Source organism: Flavobacterium pisciphilum (assembly GCF_020905345.1).
GTDB classification, from domain to species: Bacteria; Bacteroidota; Bacteroidia; order Flavobacteriales; family Flavobacteriaceae; genus Flavobacterium; species Flavobacterium pisciphilum.
The window spans coordinates 624,501-643,631 of sequence record NZ_JAJJMO010000001.1 but is presented as its reverse complement, the minus strand read 5'-3'; the positions used below and the strand labels follow the sequence as shown (position 1 = coordinate 643,631).

Here is a 19,131-nt window from a genome sequence, read left to right as displayed (position 1 = left end):
AAAATATAATAAATTATGAATAAGCTAAGAAGTATTACTATTTTTTTTAATGAATTAAGATTAAGCGCTGGGGCAATTTGGGTAGATAATGATAAAATTAAATTTTCTGCTCCAAAAGCGTTTCAAAATCAAGAAACAAATGAATTTATAAGTACCAATAAAAATCAAATCATTAAAATCCTTGAGGATAATAATATTTCATCAGATAAAGAATTTCTGAAGAATAAAATTCTAAAAGATACAACTCAATTGTATTTCCCTTTAAGTTTTGCTCAAGAACGTCTGTGGTTTATCGAGCAGTATGAACAAGGTGCCAATGCGTATCATATGCCTGGCGTATATGAACTTGATACGACTACAGATAAAGAAGGTATAAAATACGCCTTGCAACAGATTGTTTCAAGACATGAAGTATTGCGAAGTACCATTGAACAAAGCGATGCTCAAGAACAGGGTATCCAGAAAGTACACGATGAAGCGCTTCCTATCGAAGAAGTTAGCGTAAAGGATACCGATGATTATCAGTCCTTGATTGAGGAAAACATCAATCGTCCTTTTAATTTAAGTACAGAATATCCTATCCGCATTACATTTTATACTATCGAATCAGCATCTGATGATTCATTAAATAGAACAATATTGCTCATTACATTACATCATATTGCCAGTGATGGCTGGTCGATGGAGGTATTTCAAAGAGAATTATTGGCTTATTATGAAGCTTATATTAGAAACGATAAAAATTTCAGTTTACCTGAATTAGAGATTCAATATAAGGATTATGCGTTGTGGCAACGAGATTATTTGACTGGTGAAATCTTAGAAAAACAACTCAGTTATTGGAAAGAGAAACTGTCAGGATTCCAGACTTTAGAATTTCCTACGGATTATGCCAGACCCGCAGAAATAGATTATAGTGGGGATCATCAGAGGGTTACACTTGATAAAGAGCTTAGTCAAAAATTACGCTCATTAGCTCATCAGTCTGGGATAACCTTAAACAGTTTGATGTTAGGTAGCGTGAATATTCTCTTGAGTAAATATACGGGACAGAATGACATTGTGATTGGTACTGTAATAGGTAACCGTCCTCACAGGCAAACAGAAGGGCTGATTGGTTTTTTTGTCAATACTCAAGCGCACAGAACACAGCTTAGTAATTCTCAAAGTTTTGAAGCATTAATCCAACAAGTACATCAAGAACAAATAAATACTCAATTGCATCAGGACTTGCCTTTTGAGAAATTAATTGATGAGTTGAAAGTGGAACGTGATGCCTCAAGACATCCTGTTTTTCAGGTTCTTTTTGGAATACAAAGCTTTGGTACTTCTGAGAGTACGTCCAATCAAGAGAAAAATTATCTTAAACCTTTTCAGATAGAAGATGTTTATGAGGTAGCAAAATTTGATTTGTCAATTTTTATTGATGATAGTGGAGAAGAACTCGCAGTTGAGATTAGCTATGCTACTAGCTTGTTTCATAAAGACACCATAGTTAGGTTAATCCATCATTACGTTCATCTTTTAGATGAGTTAACCAAAGCGCCTAATAAAGCGTATAATGAAATTAGTTTGTTATTTCCAACAGCTTATGATCAACTTGTTTACAATTGGAATGCAACCGATAAGGTGTATCCAAAGGAGAAGACAATTCATCAAATGTTTGAAGAACAGGTGCTAAAGACTCCAAATACTATTGCTTTGGTTTATGAAGGCGCTGAATTAACCTATAATGAACTTAATGAAAAGAGCAACCAGCTAGCGCGTTACATTCGAGAACAGTATCAAGAAAAAACGCAAAGAGCACTTACTCCCGATACGCTAATTGCCTTGTGTCTGGACAGAAGTCTGGAAATGATTATTGGAATATTGGCGGTATTAAAAGCAGGAGGTGCCTATGTGCCTATTGATCCTACAATTCCACAAGAACGCATTGATTTTGTATTGGAAGATACCCAAGCACAGATTATATTGAGCCAAAGACATATTGACGGTCTTAGTAGCTTACCGCAGGATAAGGTTATTTACATCGATTTATCAGAAGAACTGTATAAAAACGACAATACAAACCTTGATCAATATAGTCAATCTACGGATTTGGCTTATGTGATTTACACCTCGGGTACTACAGGTAGACCTAAAGGAGCGATGTTAAATCACTCAGGTATTGTTAATAGAATAGAATGGATGCAAAATTTGTATCCTTTAAATTCGGAGGATGTTGTTTTACAAAAGACACCTTATGTTTTTGATGTTTCTGTATGGGAACTTTTATGGGCTAATTGGTATGGAGCTAAAATTGTTATAGCCAAGCCAGAAGGGCATAAGGACAGTGACTATTTACATGAATTGATTAAGAAAGAAAAAGTGACGACTCTACATTTTGTTCCTAGTATGTTAGAGGCTTACAATCATTATTTATTTAGTAAAGAAGATAAATTTAGTTCTTCAATAAAGCAAATTTTCTGTAGTGGAGAAGCATTAAATAAAAATACTGTTGAACAAACATATAAGAATATTTACGATCAATCATCGAAATTACACAACCTTTATGGGCCTACAGAAGCTTCGATTGATGTTACATTTTATGAGACTGATTCAACTAAAAATGTTTACATAGGCAAGCCTATTCAAAACACCCAAGTTTATATTCTTTCTCCCAATCAAGCTCCTGTTCCTATAGGAGTTATAGGTGAATTGTATCTAGGAGGAGTAGGATTATCTAGAGGATATCTAAACCGTCCTGATTTAACAGCGGAGCGTTTTGTAAACAATCCATTTGCTACCGAATCGGACAAAGCAAAAGGCTACACAAAATTGTATAAAACAGGCGATTTGGTACGTTGGTTGGCAGATGGTAATATAGAATATCTTGGTAGAAACGACGATCAGGTTAAAATCCGAGGATATCGTATCGAGTTGGGCGAGATAGAACATGCGATGTCTCAAATTGATGGAATCAATCAAGTATGCGTGTTGGCTAAAGAAAGAAAAACCGAAACAGCTACCACTAAATACTTGGTCGGTTATTATGTATCGGATTACGATATGACTTCGGTTGATATTCAAAATAGATTATTGGAAGTCTTGCCGGATTATATGGTTCCGACAGCCTTGGTTGCAATGGAATCTTTTCCATTAACCATCAATGGTAAATTAGACAAACGTGCTTTACCTGATCCTGAATTTACTTCTTCTGAAGCAGATTATGTTGCTCCAAGCACCGAAATAGAAACAGCCGTTTGTGAGATTTGGATGAACTTACTTGCATTAGACCGAGTGGGAATCACCGATGATTTTTTCAAAATAGGAGGTAATTCTATTTTGGCGATACAGGCTTCGCATCGTATGAGCAAGTTATTGGGATCTAATGTTAAAGTGGCTGATATTTTTAAGCACAAAACCATATCTAAATTATTGGTTCACGCTACAGGACAATCACAAATAATCATCCCAAAAATAGATTCCAATCTAGGCACACTTTCATTTGCCCAAGAGCGTCTGTGGTTTATCGAGCAATATGAACAAGGTACCAATGCGTATCATATGCCAGGCTTATATGAACTTGATGTGACTACAGATAAAGAAGGTATAAAATATGCCTTGCAACAGATTGTTTCAAGACATGAAGTCTTACGAAGTACTATTGAACAAAGCGAAGCTCAGGAACATGGTATTCAGAAAGTACACGATGAAGCGCTTTCTATTGAAGAAGTTAGTGTAAAGGATACCGATGATTATCAGTCCTTGATTGAAGAAGACATCAACCGTCCTTTTAATCTAAGTACAGAATATCCTATCCGCGTTACGTTTTATACTATTGAATCATTAACTAAAACAATATTGCTGATTACAACACATCACATTGCTAGTGATGGTTGGTCGATGGAGGTATTTCAAAGAGAATTATCGGCTTATTATGAAGCTTATATTAACAATGATAAAAACTTCAGTTTACCTGAATTAGAGATTCAATACAAGGATTATGCATTGTGGCAACGAGCGTATTTGACTGGGGAAACCTTAGAAAAGCAGCTAAGTTATTGGAAAGAGAAATTGTCTGGATTCCAGACTTTAGAATTTCCTACGGATTATGCCAGACCCGCAGAAATAGATTATAGTGGGGACCATCAGGAGTTTACACTTAATAAAGAGCTTAGTCAAAAATTGCGCGCATTAACTCATCAGTACGGGATAACCTTAAACAGTTTGATGTTAAGTAGTGTGAATATTCTCTTGAGTAAATATACAGGACAGAATGATATTGTGGTTGGTACTGCAACAGCCAACCGTCACCATAGACAAACAGAAGGACTTATTGGGTTTTTTGTCAATACGCAAGCGCACAGAACACAGCTTACCAACTCTCAAAGTTTTGAAGAACTGATTCAACAAGTGCATCAAGAACAAATAAACACTCAATTGCATCAGGACTTACCTTTTGAGAAATTAATTGATGAGTTAGGAGTTGAACGTGATGCCTCAAGACATCCTGTTTTTCAGGTTCTTTTTGGAGTACAAAGTTTTGGTACTTCTGAGAGTGCGTCTAATCAAGAGAAAAATTACCTTAAACCTTTTCAGATAGAAGATGTTTATGAGGTAGCAAAATTTGATTTGTCAATTTTTATTAATGATAGCGGGGAAGAAATTGCAGGTGAGATTAGCTATGCTACTAGCTTGTTTGATAAAGAGACAATAGTTAGGTTAATCCATCATTACATCCATCTTTTAGATGAGTTAACTAAAGCACCTAATAAAGCGTATAGCGAAATTAGTTTGCTTACTTCGGTAGCGTATGATGAGCTTGTTTACAATTGGAATGCAACGGATAAGGAACATCCGAAAGACAAAACGATTCAAGAATTATTTGAAGAACAGGTAGAAAAGACTCCAAATAATGTAGCAATAGTATTCGAAAACAAATCGTTGACTTATCAGGAGCTAAACGAAAAAAGCAACCAGTTAGCACATTACATTAGAGAGCAGTATCAAGAAAAAACACAACAATTACTTACTCCCGACACGTTCATCGCTTTGTGTTTGGACAGAAGTCTGGAAATGGTTATTGGAATATTGGCGACTTTAAAAGCCGGTGGTGTTTATGTACCTATTGATCCTACAATTCCACAAGAACGAATTGATTATATCTTGGAAGATACCCAAGCAGCGATTGTTTTAAGCCAAAGACACTTAGATGAAAAGGCACTTCCGCTGGATAAGGTTATTTATATCGATTTAACAGAAGAACTGTATAAAAAAGAGGACAATACAAATCTTGATCAACAGAGTCAATCTACTGATTTGGCTTATGTGATTTATACATCAGGAACCACAGGAAAACCTAAAGGGGTAATGCAGATGCATTGTAATGTTATGCGTTTGTTTACCAGTACTGATTCTCAGTTTGGTTTTAATGAAGAAGATGTATGGACATTGTTCCATTCCTATGCATTTGATTTTAGTGTTTGGGAATTATGGGGAGCATTAGTTTATGGAGGTAAACTAATCATTATTTCTAAAGAACAAGCACAAGACCTAGAAGGTTTTTATCAATTATGTAGAAAAGAAAAAGTGAGTGTTTTAAACCAAACGCCTTCTGCTTTTTATCGATTCGCGGATATTGCTAATGGATTGGGGCAATCTGATTTGAGTTTAAGATATATAATATTTGGAGGAGAAGCTCTAAACACTAATCAATTAAGTAGCTGGTGGGATTATCAATTGAAAAGTAATCTAAATACTAGACTTATCAATATGTATGGTATTACAGAAACCACGGTGCATGTTACATACAAAGAAATTAAAAAAGATGAAATCATACAATCGAACATTGGTAAATCAATAGCCGATTTAAAAACGTACATTCTTTCTACTAATCAAACACCTGTTCCTATAGGAGTTTCTGGAGAATTATATATTGGGGGAGAAGGATTGTCCAGAGGATACCTAAACCGTCCAGACTTAACAGCGGAGCGTTTTGTAAACAATCCATTTGCTACTGAAGCTGATAAAGCCAAAGGGTACACCAAATTGTATAAAACAGGAGATTTAGCACGCTGGTTATCGAATGGAGATATAGAATATCTTGGTAGAAATGACGACCAAGTCAAGATTCGAGGATATCGTATCGAACTGGGTGAGATTGAACACGCCATGTCTCAAATTGATGGAATCAAGCAGGTGTGTGTGTTGGCCAAAGAAAGAAAAACAGAAACATCCAAGACTAAATATTTGGTAGGTTATTATGTGTTAGATGCGCATGAACTTACAATTAATCAGGCATCAATTACGGAGAAGTTGTCCCAAGTCTTACCAGATTATATGGTTCCTACGGCCTTGGTAGCAATGGAATCCTTTCCATTAACCATCAATGGTAAATTAGACAAACGCGCCTTACCGGATCCAGAATTTACTTCTTCAGAAGTAGATTATGTTGGACCTACTTCTGAAATAGAAGTGAGATTATGTGAGATTTGGCAAACAGTTCTAAATATAGATAAGGTTAGTATAACAGATAATTTCTTTCGAATAGGAGGAGATTCAATATTAAGTATTCAGGTGTCAAGTCGCATTCGTCAGGCAGGTTTTGTTTGTCAGGTAAAAGATATCTTCGAATACAAAACCATTGAAAAGTTAGCCGACCATCTAAGCAGAAAGAAATCCGAAGTTACCCTTAAAACAGAACAAGGTGTATTAACAGGAGCGTTAGATTTTCTGCCAATACAACAATGGTTTGTTGATCAAATCGAAGAGGGAAGTTTGTCAAAACCCAACCATTGGAACCAAAGTTTTTTAATCAGAGTTGGGGAATTAAACACCAATCAACTAACAACAGTTATCAAAGAGTTGGTTGCTTACCATGACGTGTTACGCATTGTTTACAGCAAAGAGCAGAATCCAACAACAGGAAAACTGGATTGGAAACAGGAATACCAACCAGAAATTATCTTGCCAGAACTGAAGACTTTGGATGTAAGCCAACATACAGAGGATGAAATTCATGATATTCTTACTGTTTGGCAAAGCGCTTTTGATTTAGAAGAAGGTATTTTATTTCAGGTAGGTTATTTGCATGGATATGCAGACGGTAGTGCCCGAATTCATTTTGCCCTACACCACATGATTGTGGATGGGGTAAGTTGGCGAATTTTAGCTGAAGATATTAAAAATTTATATGAAGGAAAGACCTTGCCATCCAAAGGCAGTAGTTACCGTCAATGGGTTGAAGGTGCTAAAGGGTATCCGCAGGAACATCCATTAGAAGAGGTTTATTGGGAAGAGCAATTAAAAGGGCTACCAGATTATCATTTGGAAGAGCATGATAATGAGCCTAGCGAAGAGAGTTTTGAGTTAGACACACAACTTACCAAATCGTTACTTCAGGAAGCTTCCAAAGCCTATCATACAGAGATTAATGATTTATTATTAACCGCCTTAACCTATGCTCTTCAAGAGATTAACGGTCAGGATATTCAAGGAATTACCTTGGAAGGACATGGTAGAGAAGATATCAATTCGGCTATTGACCACAGTCGAACAGTAGGTTGGTTTACTACAATGTTTCCAGTTAGATTAGAAGTAAGAAACAGTCTGAAAGAGAGCATACAGTTTGTTAAGGAAAGCATGCGTAAGATTCCTAACAAAGGATTAGGGTTTGGTTCTTTTGCGACCCAGAGTACAAGCGAGTACACGTATAAAAATCTACCTCCAATAAATTTCAACTATTTGGGTCAATTTGATACCCAGCAGGAAGAGTGGAAGTTTGCTTCAGAGAGTAGTGGTGTTAGTATTGATTCTGAAAATCTAGATCATCATATTATCAGTATAAATGGTAATGTTCGTCATGGTCAAATAGGCTTTAATATCGTGACCAAGTTAGGAGCGCACACCACAAAACAGCTAGCAGCTAGTTTTAAAACAGCGATAACAAGAATCATCAAACATTGTAAAGAGCAACTTGAAGAAGAAGGCAGTAGTTACACACCAAGTGACTTTAAGTCAATAAAAATTAGCCAAGCTTTATTAAGTGAGTTGGAAGTAATTGCTAAATCGACTCAAAACGAAATAACACATATTTACCCAGCTACGAGTCTGCAGCAAGGATTTATTTACCATGCAGTAAGCCAGAGCCAAGACGATGCTTATCGTGTGCAATTGTTATTTGATTACCACCAATATCTAGATGTCAATGCCTACATCAATGCTTGGGAATATTGTATTGCTCAATACCCGAGTTTGCGTACGGCTTTCAATTGGGAAGAAGATATAATTCAGATTATCTATAAGAATGGAAAACTAAATTATCAGTTACATGATATTAGCCATCTTCTTACTCAAGAGGAGAGAGATGTTGCAATAGAAGTTATTCAGATTGAAGATAGAAAACAAAACTTTGATTTGACCCAGCCGACCTTGCTCAGGTTGTATATTATCAAACAGGCAGAGAACTATTATACAGTATTAAAAACAGAGCATCATAGTATATCAGATGGTTGGAGTGGACCTCTTTTATTAACGAATATCGACTCTTATTACCATGATTTGATCAATAATAGAGCGGTAAAAATAAAAGAAGATACGGCTTATATTCAAACCCAAGAATATATTGGTAGACATAAAAATGATGTAGATCGTTATTGGAAAAATACTTTAACGGAAGTAGAAAGCAGCAACGATATCAGTGCATTGCTTAGCAATCCGATTGATTTTAAGAGTTATAAGCAAGTAGAAGTATCTGCCAATAGCAGTTGTGAAATCAAAGGAGAATTGTACAATCAATTGAAAGCTTTTACACAGAAAGAAGGGATTACTGTCAATGTAATGATTCAGTTTATCTGGCATAAGCTACTGCATGTGTATAGCAATAATCTAAAGAGTATAGTTGGAACCACAATATCAGGAAGAGAACTACCTGTTGATGGGATAGAGGAAAGTGTTGGTTTGTACATCAATACTTTACCATTGATTATTGATTGGAATAATGAGGGCAGTATCTTGGATCAATTACAGCAAATCCAAAAGAAGATTATAGAGATGAATACGCATAGTTTTGCCGACTTGGCAAAATTACAAAAAGAAGGAGAGCGCCTTTTTCATAGTTTGTTCATTTTTGAAAACTACCCTGTGCCTGAAGGAGATGAGGGTCAAGAAACATCGAGCGTAAGTTTAAGAAACGCAATAGAGAAAGTAGATTATCCATTAAATATTATGGCTTTCGAGCAAGGCGAGTTGTTGACCATTAAGTTTAATTATGATGGTAATTACCTAACGCAAAGTAAAGCGAAAGAGCATCTGGCGACCTTGACGAATATTCTAAATCAAGTGTTGTCAGCTCCTAACAAATCCCATCGTCAAATTAGTTTGTTATCTCCAACAGCTTATGATCAGCTTGTTTACAATTGGAATGCAACGGACAAGGAATATCCAAAGGAGAAGACAATTTATCAAATGTTTGAAGAACAGGTGCTAAAGACTCCAAATGCTATTGCTTTGGTTTATGAAGGAGAGGAATTAACGTACAATGAGCTTAATGAAAAGAGCAACCAGTTAGCACGTTACATTCGAGAACAGTATCAAGAAAGAACGCAAAGAGCACTTACTCCCAACACGCTCATTGCCTTGTGTCTGGATAGAAGTTTGGAAATGATTATTGGGATATTGGCGGTATTAAAAGCAGGAGGTGCCTATGTGCCTATTGATCCTACAATTCCACAAGAGCGCATTGATTTTGTATTGGAAGATACCCAAGCACAGATTATATTGAGTCAAAGACATTTGGATAGTCTTAATAACTTACCACAAGAGAAAGTAGTCTTCATTGATTTATCAGAAGAACTGTATAAAAACGACAATACAAACCTTGATCAATACAGTCAATCTAGGGATTTGGCTTACGTGATTTACACCTCAGGAACTACAGGCAGACCTAAAGGAGCGATGTTAAATCACTCAGGTATTGTTAATAGAATAGAATGGATGCAAAATTTGTATCCTTTAAATTCGGAGGATGTTGTTTTACAAAAGACACCTTATGTTTTTGATGTTTCTGTATGGGAACTTTTATGGGCTAATTGGTATGGAGCTAAAATTGTTATAGCCAAACCAGAAGGGCATAAGGATAGTGATTATTTACATGAACTGATTAAGAAAGAAAAAGTGACGACTCTACATTTTGTTCCTAGTATGTTAGAGGCTTACAATCATTATTTATTTAGTAAAGAAGACAAATTTAATACTTCCATTAAACAGATATTTTGTAGTGGAGAAGCATTAAATAAAAATACCGTTGAACAAACATATAAGAATATTTGTAATCAATCATCAAAATTACACAACCTTTATGGGCCTACAGAAGCTTCGATTGATGTTACATTTTATGAGACTGATTCAACTAAAAATGTTTACATAGGCAAGCCTATTCAAAACACCCAAGTATATGTTTTGTCATCTAATCAAAGACCTGTTCCTATAGGAGTTATAGGCGAATTGTATTTAGGAGGTATTGGTTTATCCAGAGGATATCTGAACCGTCCTGATTTAACAGCGGAGCGTTTTGTAAACAATCCATTTGCTACCGAAGTTGATAAAGCAAAAGGGTATACAAAATTGTATAAAACAGGCGATTTGGTACGTTGGTTGGCAGATGGGAATATAGAATATCTTGGTAGAAACGACGACCAAGTCAAGATTCGCGGGTATCGTATCGAGTTGGGCGAGATAGAACATGCGATGTCTCAAATTGAAGGAATCAATCAGGTATGTGTGTTGGCTAGAGAAAGAAAGACCGAAACAGCAACTACTAAATACTTGGTAGGTTATTATGTATCGGATTACGATATGACTTCGGTGGATATTCAAAATAGATTATTGGAAGCCTTGCCAGATTATATGGTTCCGACAGCCTTGGTTGCAATGGAATCTTTTCCGCTAACCATCAATGGTAAATTAGACAAACGCGCTTTACCGGATCCTGAATTTACTTCTTCTGAAGCAGATTATGTTGCTCCAAGCACCGAAATAGAAACAGCCGTTTGTGAGATTTGGATGGGACTATTGGGATTAGATCGAGTAGGAACCACGGATGATTTTTTCAAAATAGGAGGTAATTCTATTTTGGCAATACAGGCTTCGCATCGTATGAGCAAGTTATTAGGATCTAATGTTAAAGTGGCTGATATTTTTAAGCACAAAACCATATCTAAATTATTGGTTCATGCTACTGGACAATCACAAATAATCATCCCAAAAATAGATTCCAATCAAGGGACACTTTCATTTGCGCAAGAGCGCTTGTGGTTTATCGAGCAATATGAACAAGGTACCAATGCGTATCATATGCCAGGTTTATATGAACTTGATGTGACTACAGATAAAGATGGTATAAAATACGCCTTGCAACAGATTGTTTCCAGACATGAAGTCTTGCGAAGTACCATTGAACAAAGCGAAGCTCAGGAACATGGTATTCAGAAAGTACACAATGAAGTGCTTTCTATTGAAGAAGTTAGCGTAATGGATACCGATGATTATCAGTCTTTGATTGAAGAAGACATCAACCGTCCTTTTAATCTAAGTACAGAATATCCTATCCGCGTTACGTTTTATACTATTGAATCCACATCTGATGAATCATTAACTAAAACAATATTGCTCATTACAACACATCATATTGCTAGTGATGGTTGGTCGATGGAAGTATTTCAAAGAGAATTATCGGCTTATTACGAAGCTTATATTAGCAACGATAAAAACTTTAGTTTACCTGAATTAGAGATTCAATATAAGGATTATGCGTTGTGGCAACGAGCGTATTTGACTGGAGAAACCTTAGAAAAACAGTTAAGTTATTGGAAAGATAAACTATCTGGATTCCAGACTTTAGAATTTCCTACGGATTATGCCAGACCTGCAGAAATAGATTATAAGGGAGAAAGTTTAGAGTTTACACTTGATAAAGAGCTTAGTCAAAAATTACGCGCATTGACTCAATATTATGGGATAACATTAAATAGTGTCTTACTAAGTAGTATTAATATCTTATTTAACAAATATACAGGGCAAGATGATATTGTCATTGGTAGTGTTATGGCAAATAGACATTACATGCAAACAGAGGAACTGATTGGTTTTTTTGTTAATACACAAGTAAACAGAACACACCTTAGTAATTCTCAAAGTTTTGAAGCATTAATCCAACAAGTGCATCAAGAACAAATAAATACTCAATTACATCAGGACTTACCTTTTGAGAAATTAATTGATGAATTAGGTGTTGAACGTGATATGTCAAGACATCCTATTTTTCAGATAATGTTTATGGTTCGAAGTTTTAATAATCAGAACAAAAAAACAGCACAACAAAAAGAATATTTCAAACCTTATGAAATTGAAAGTGATTCTCAAACAGAGAAACTTGATTTATCAATTACAATAGATGATAGTCAGGATGAGTTAAGAGGATTAGTTAGTTATGCAACTAGTTTATTTAGTAAAACTACTATAGCAAAATTGATTAAGAATTATATTTTCTTACTTGAAAAATTGGTTGAAAAGCCTACTAGTAATTACTCAGATTTAAGTATTCTTGATTCAGAGGATTACAAAGAAATTGTTCGCAATTGGAATGCAACCGAAAAAGAATATCCGAAGGAGAAAACGATTCAAGAGTTATTTGAAGAACAAGTAGCTAAGACTCCGAATAAAACGGCTATAGTATTTGAAGAGCAATCACTGACTTATAATGAACTCAATGAAAAGAGCAATCAGTTAGCTCATTACATTCGAGTACAATATGAAGAAAGAACAGGAAAAACTTTTGTGCCAAACACACTTATTGCCTTATGTCTAGACAGAAGTTTGGAAATGATAATAGGAATGTTGGCAGTACTAAAAGCGGGTGGAGCTTACGTACCGATTGATTCAAATTATCCTCAAGATAGAATTGATTATATCTTGGAAGATACCAAAGTTGAATTTATTCTTATTCGAGAAAATAACAACAATTCAATCCAATTACCACAAGACAGAATCATCTGTATAGACCTAAAAGAAGAACTATACAGTTACGTAAACAACAATAATTTAAATACATACAGTAAGCCAGATGATCTAGTATATGTCATATATACATCAGGAACTACTGGTAAACCTAAAGGAGTTGAATTAACACATGCCAATTTGAACAATTTGTCATTCAATATCATTGAAGCTTTTGATATTGATGAGCAAACGATATCTTCTCAGATTATCTCAACTTCTTTTGACGGTGCTGTTTCAGAAATTTATCCTACATTAATTGCAGGTGGTACACTTCATATTGTTTCTGAAGAGATTAAGCAAAATGGCAATCTAATGAAACACATTGCCTCTGAAGAAATCACACATCTTACTGTTCCTGCAGATTTATTAGAATCGTTTGAATATTTAGCATTAAATAAATTAAAAACGATTCATGTTGGTGGAGGAGTTAATTCTGTTGCATGTTTGAACAGATGGAGTACTGGTCGCAAATTGATAAATGCTTATGGACCAACCGAAGGTACAGTTTACACTACGATGCACCAATACAGCGAAGGTGATTTAAATACAAAAATTGGAAAACCGATAAGCAATACAAATGCCTATGTTTTAGACAACAACAATGCTCCAGTTCCAGTTGGAGTGATAGGAGAGTTGTACATAGGAGGTGCAAGTTTATCGCGCGGATATCTGAATCGTTCGGACTTAACAGCGGAGCGTTTTGTAAACAATCCATTTGCTACCGAAGCTGATAAAGCCAAAGGGTACACCAGATTGTATAAAACAGGAGATTTGGTGCGCTGGCTGTCAGATGGAAATTTAGAATACATAGGTAGAGGAGACGACCAAGTCAAGATTCGCGGATATCGTATCGAACTGGGTGAGATTGAACACGCCATGTCACAAATTGATGGAATTAAGCAAGTGTGTGTGTTGGCTAAAGAAAGAAAGACCGAAACAGCTACCACTAAATACTTGGTAGGTTATTATGTATTAGATACACATGAGCTTACAATTAATCAGGCATCAATTACGGAGAAGTTGTCCCAAGTTTTGCCAGATTATATGGTTCCTACAGCCTTGGTAGCAATGGAATCCTTTCCATTAACCATCAATGGTAAATTAGACAAACGCGTCTTACCGGATCCAGAATTTACTTCTTCAGAAGTAGATTATGTTGGACCTACTTCTGAAATAGAAGTGAGATTATGTGAGATTTGGCAAACAGTTCTAAATATAGATAAGGTTAGTATAACAGATAATTTCTTTCGAATAGGAGGAGATTCAATATTAAGTATTCAGGTGTCAAGTCGCATTCGTCAGGCAGGTTTTGTTTGTCAGGTAAAAGATATCTTCGAATACAAAACCATTGAAAAGTTAGCCGACCATCTAAGCAGAAAGAAATCCGAAGTTACCCTTAAAACAGAACAAGGTGTATTAACAGGAGCGTTAGATTTTCTGCCAATACAACAATGGTTTGTTGATCAAATCGAAGATGGAAGTTTGTCAAAACCCAACCATTGGAACCAAAGTTTTTTAATCAGAGTTGGGGAATTAAACACCAATCAACTAACAACAGTTATCAAAGAGTTGGTTGCTTACCATGACGTGTTACGCATTGTTTACAGCAAAGAGCAGAATCCAACAACAGGAAAACTGGATTGGAAACAGGAATACCAACCAGAAATTATCTTGCCAGAACTGAAGACTTTGGATGTAAGCCAACATACAGAGGATGAAATTCATGATATTCTTACTGTTTGGCAAAGCGCTTTTGATTTAGAAGAAGGTATTTTATTTCAGGTAGGTTATTTGCATGGATATGCAGACGGTAGTGCCCGAATTCATTTTGCCCTACACCACATGATTGTGGATGGGGTAAGTTGGCGAATTTTAGCTGAAGATATTAAAAATTTATATGAAGGAAAGACCTTGCCATCCAAAGGCAGTAGTTACCGTCAATGGGTTGAAGGTGCTAAAGGGTATCCGCAGGAACATCCATTAGAAGAGGTTTATTGGGAAGAGCAATTAAAAGGGCTACCAGATTATCATTTGGAAGAGCATGATAATGAGCCTAGCGAAGAGAGTTTTGAGTTAGACACACAACTTACCAAATCGTTACTTCAGGAAGCTTCCAAAGCCTATCATACAGAGATTAATGATTTATTATTAACCGCCTTAACCTATGCTCTTCAAGAGATTAACGGTCAGGATATTCAAGGAATTACCTTGGAAGGACATGGTAGAGAAGATATCAATTCGGCTATTGACCACAGTCGAACAGTAGGTTGGTTTACTACAATGTTTCCAGTTAGATTAGAAGTAAGAAACAGTCTGAAAGAGAGCATACAGTTTGTTAAGGAAAGCATGCGTAAGATTCCTAACAAAGGATTAGGGTTTGGTTCTTTTGCGACCCAGAGTACAAGCGAGTACACGTATAAAAATCTACCTCCAATAAATTTCAACTATTTGGGTCAATTTGATACCCAGCAGGAAGAGTGGAAGTTTGCTTCAGAGAGTAGTGGTGTTAGTATTGATTCTGAAAATCTAGATCATCATATTATCAGTATAAATGGTAATGTTCGTCATGGTCAAATAGGCTTTAATATCGTGACCAAGTTAGGAGCGCACACCACAAAACAGCTAGCAGCTAGTTTTAAAACAGCGATAACAAGAATCATCAAACATTGTAAAGAGCAACTTGAAGAAGAAGGCAGTAGTTACACACCAAGTGACTTTAAGTCAATAAAAATTAGCCAAGCTTTATTAAGTGAGTTGGAAGTAATTGCTAAATCGACTCAAAACGAAATAACACATATTTACCCAGCTACGAGTCTGCAGCAAGGATTTATTTACCATGCAGTAAGCCAGAGCCAAGACGATGCTTATCGTGTGCAATTGTTATTTGATTACCACCAATATCTAGATGTCAATGCCTACATCAATGCTTGGGAATATTGTATTGCTCAATACCCGAGTTTGCGTACGGCTTTCAATTGGGAAGAAGATATAATTCAGATTATCTATAAGAATGGAAAACTAAATTATCAGTTACATGATATTAGCCATCTTCTTACTCAAGAGGAGAGAGATGTTGCAATAGAAGTTATTCAGATTGAAGATAGAAAACAAAACTTTGATTTGACCCAGCCGACCTTGCTCAGGTTGTATATTATCAAACAGGCAGAGAACTATTATACAGTATTAAAAACAGAGCATCATAGTATATCAGATGGTTGGAGTGGACCTCTTTTATTAACGAATATCGACTCTTATTACCATGATTTGATCAATAATAGAGCGGTAAAAATAAAAGAAGATACGGCTTATATTCAAACCCAAGAATATATTGGTAGACATAAAAATGATGTAGATCGTTATTGGAAAAATACTTTAACGGAAGTAGAAAGCAGCAACGATATCAGTGCATTGCTTAGCAATCCGATTGATTTTAAGAGTTATAAGCAAGTAGAAGTATCTGCCAATAGCAGTTGTGAAATCAAAGGAGAATTGTACAATCAATTGAAAGCTTTTACACAGAAAGAAGGGATTACTGTCAATGTAATGATTCAGTTTATCTGGCATAAGCTACTGCATGTGTATAGCAATAATCTAAAGAGTATAGTTGGAACCACAATATCAGGAAGAGAACTACCTGTTGATGGGATAGAGGAAAGTGTTGGTTTGTACATCAATACTTTACCATTGATTATTGATTGGAATAATGAGGGCAGTATCTTGGATCAATTGCAGCAAATCCAAAAGAAGATTATAGAGATGAACACGCATAGTTTTGCTGACTTGGCAAAATTACAAAAAGAAGGAGAGCGCCTTTTTCATAGTTTATTCATTTTTGAAAACTACCCTGTGCCTGAAGGAGATGAGGGCCAAGAAACATCGAGTGTAAGTTTAAGAAACGCAATAGAGAAAGTAGATTATCCATTAAATATTATGGCTTTTGAGCAAGGCGAATTGTTGACCATTAAGTTCAATTATGATGGTAATTACCTAACGCAAAGTAAAGCGAAAGAGCATTTGGCGACTTTAGTACATATTTTGAATCAGGTATTATTGAATCCGAATATACCACATAATGAAATTAGTTTGTTATCTCCAACAGCTTATGATCAGCTTGTTTACAATTGGAATGCAACGGACAAGGAATATCCAAAGGAGAAGACAATTCATCAAATGTTTGAAGAACAGGTGCTAAAGACTCCAAATGCTATTGCTTTGGTTTATGAAGGCGCTGAATTAACGTACAATGAACTTAATGAAAAGAGCAACCAGCTAGCACGTTACATTCGAGAACAGTATCAAGAAAAAACGCAAAGAGCACTTACTCCCGACACACTCATTGCCTTGTGTTTGGACAGAAGTTTGGAAATGATTATTGGAATATTGGCGGTATTAAAAGCCGGAGGTGCCTATGTGCCTATTGATCCTACAATTCCACAAGAGCGCATTGATTTTGTATTGGAAGATACCCAAGCACAGATTATATTGAGCCAAAGACATATTGACGGTCATAATAGTTTACCACAAGAGAAAGTAGTCTACATTGATTTAGCTGAAGAACTGTATAAAAACGACAATACAAACCTTGATCAGCACAGTCAATCTACTGATCTGGCTTATGTAATTTACACCTCAGGAACTACAGGTAGACCTAAAGGAGTGATGGTTGAACATCAGGCTTTTGCCCAATTTATCTATAATTTCCATGATAGTTTGGAAGATAAAGTAGATGTTGTGGAAAGAAATGTATTGAGTTTGACAAATTATGTTTTTGATATTTTTGGATTGGAATATGCTCTTCCTTTAATTTTCGGAAGCAAGGTCACTTTATCTTCCATTAAAGAAGTAAAAGAAGAAAATCTTTTAAATCATCAAATCATTCAGCAAACACCAAGTGCTTTACTTCATTTGGTTAACCAATATCCTGACAAGTTATCAAATAGTGTATGTCTTGTAGGTGGTGAAGCATTGCCTTCGTCGATTGCAGAAAAGCTAATTCATGCTTTTAGAAAAGTAATTAACGTTTATGGCCCTGCAGAAACTGTTATTTGGAGTTCATCGTTTGAAGTGAAAAATTCAAACAAACCATATATCGGAACACCATTATTCAACGAACAACTGTATGTGCTTGATTCTGGAAACAGCCCAGTTCCTATTGGTGTAATGGGAGAATTGTACATTGGAGGGGCAGGTTTATCTAGAGGATATCTGAATCGTTCGGAGTTAACTGCTGAACGTTTTGTAAACAATCCATTTGCTACCGAAGCTGATAAAGCCAAAGGGTACACCAGATTGTATAAAACAGGCGATTTGGTACGTTGGTTGGCAGATGGGAATATAGAATATCTTGGTAGAAACGATGATCAGGTCAAAATCCGAGGGTATCGTATCGAGTTGGGAGAAATCGAACATGCTATATCTCAAATTGATGGAATCAATCAGGTGTGTGTGTTGGCTAAAGACAGACAGACAGAGACATCCAATACTAAATATTTGGTAGGTTATTATATATCGGATTACGATATGAATTCGATTGATATTCAAAATAGATTATTGGAAATCTTACCAGATTATATGGTTCCCGCAGCTTTGGTGGCAATGGAATCTTTTCCATTAACAATCAATGGTAAATTGGACAAACGTGCCTTACCTGATCCAGAATTTACTTCTTCTGAAGCAGATTATGTTGCTCCAAGCACAGAAATAGAAACAGCAGTTTGTGAGATTTGGATGGAACTACTAGGATTAGATCGAGTAGGTATTACTGATGAATTTTTCAAAATAGGAGGTAATTCTATTTTGGCTTTGCAAGCTTCACATCGTATGAGTCAGTTTTTGAAATGTGATGTGAAAGTAGCTGATATTTTTAAGCATAAAGTGATTAAGGCTTTATTAGAAAGTTTTGCTTTAGCAGAAGCTGGAATTGAAGGTGATGAGTGGGAATTTTAATTTTTTTTATTACTAAATCCTAAAACCAAATTATTTTATCAAGAAAAACAATATCTTTATTTTATTTAAAAGTCAGAAAAACTCTTAATAAATGATTAGGTTAGTCTCATTTTTCATAAGTTTTTTAATTATTAGTAATTAACACAA

1 protein-coding gene is annotated in these 19,131 nt (G+C 35.6%); it reads left to right on the top strand.

Annotation, left to right across the window (positions count from 1 at the left end):
* The first annotated feature begins 15 nt into the window (after positions 1–15).
* Entirely contained in the window at positions 16–18,984 is an 18,969-nt protein-coding gene (locus LNQ49_RS02640; RefSeq protein WP_229987229.1) for a non-ribosomal peptide synthetase, read from the top strand.
* Positions 18,985–19,131 lie beyond the last annotated feature (147 nt).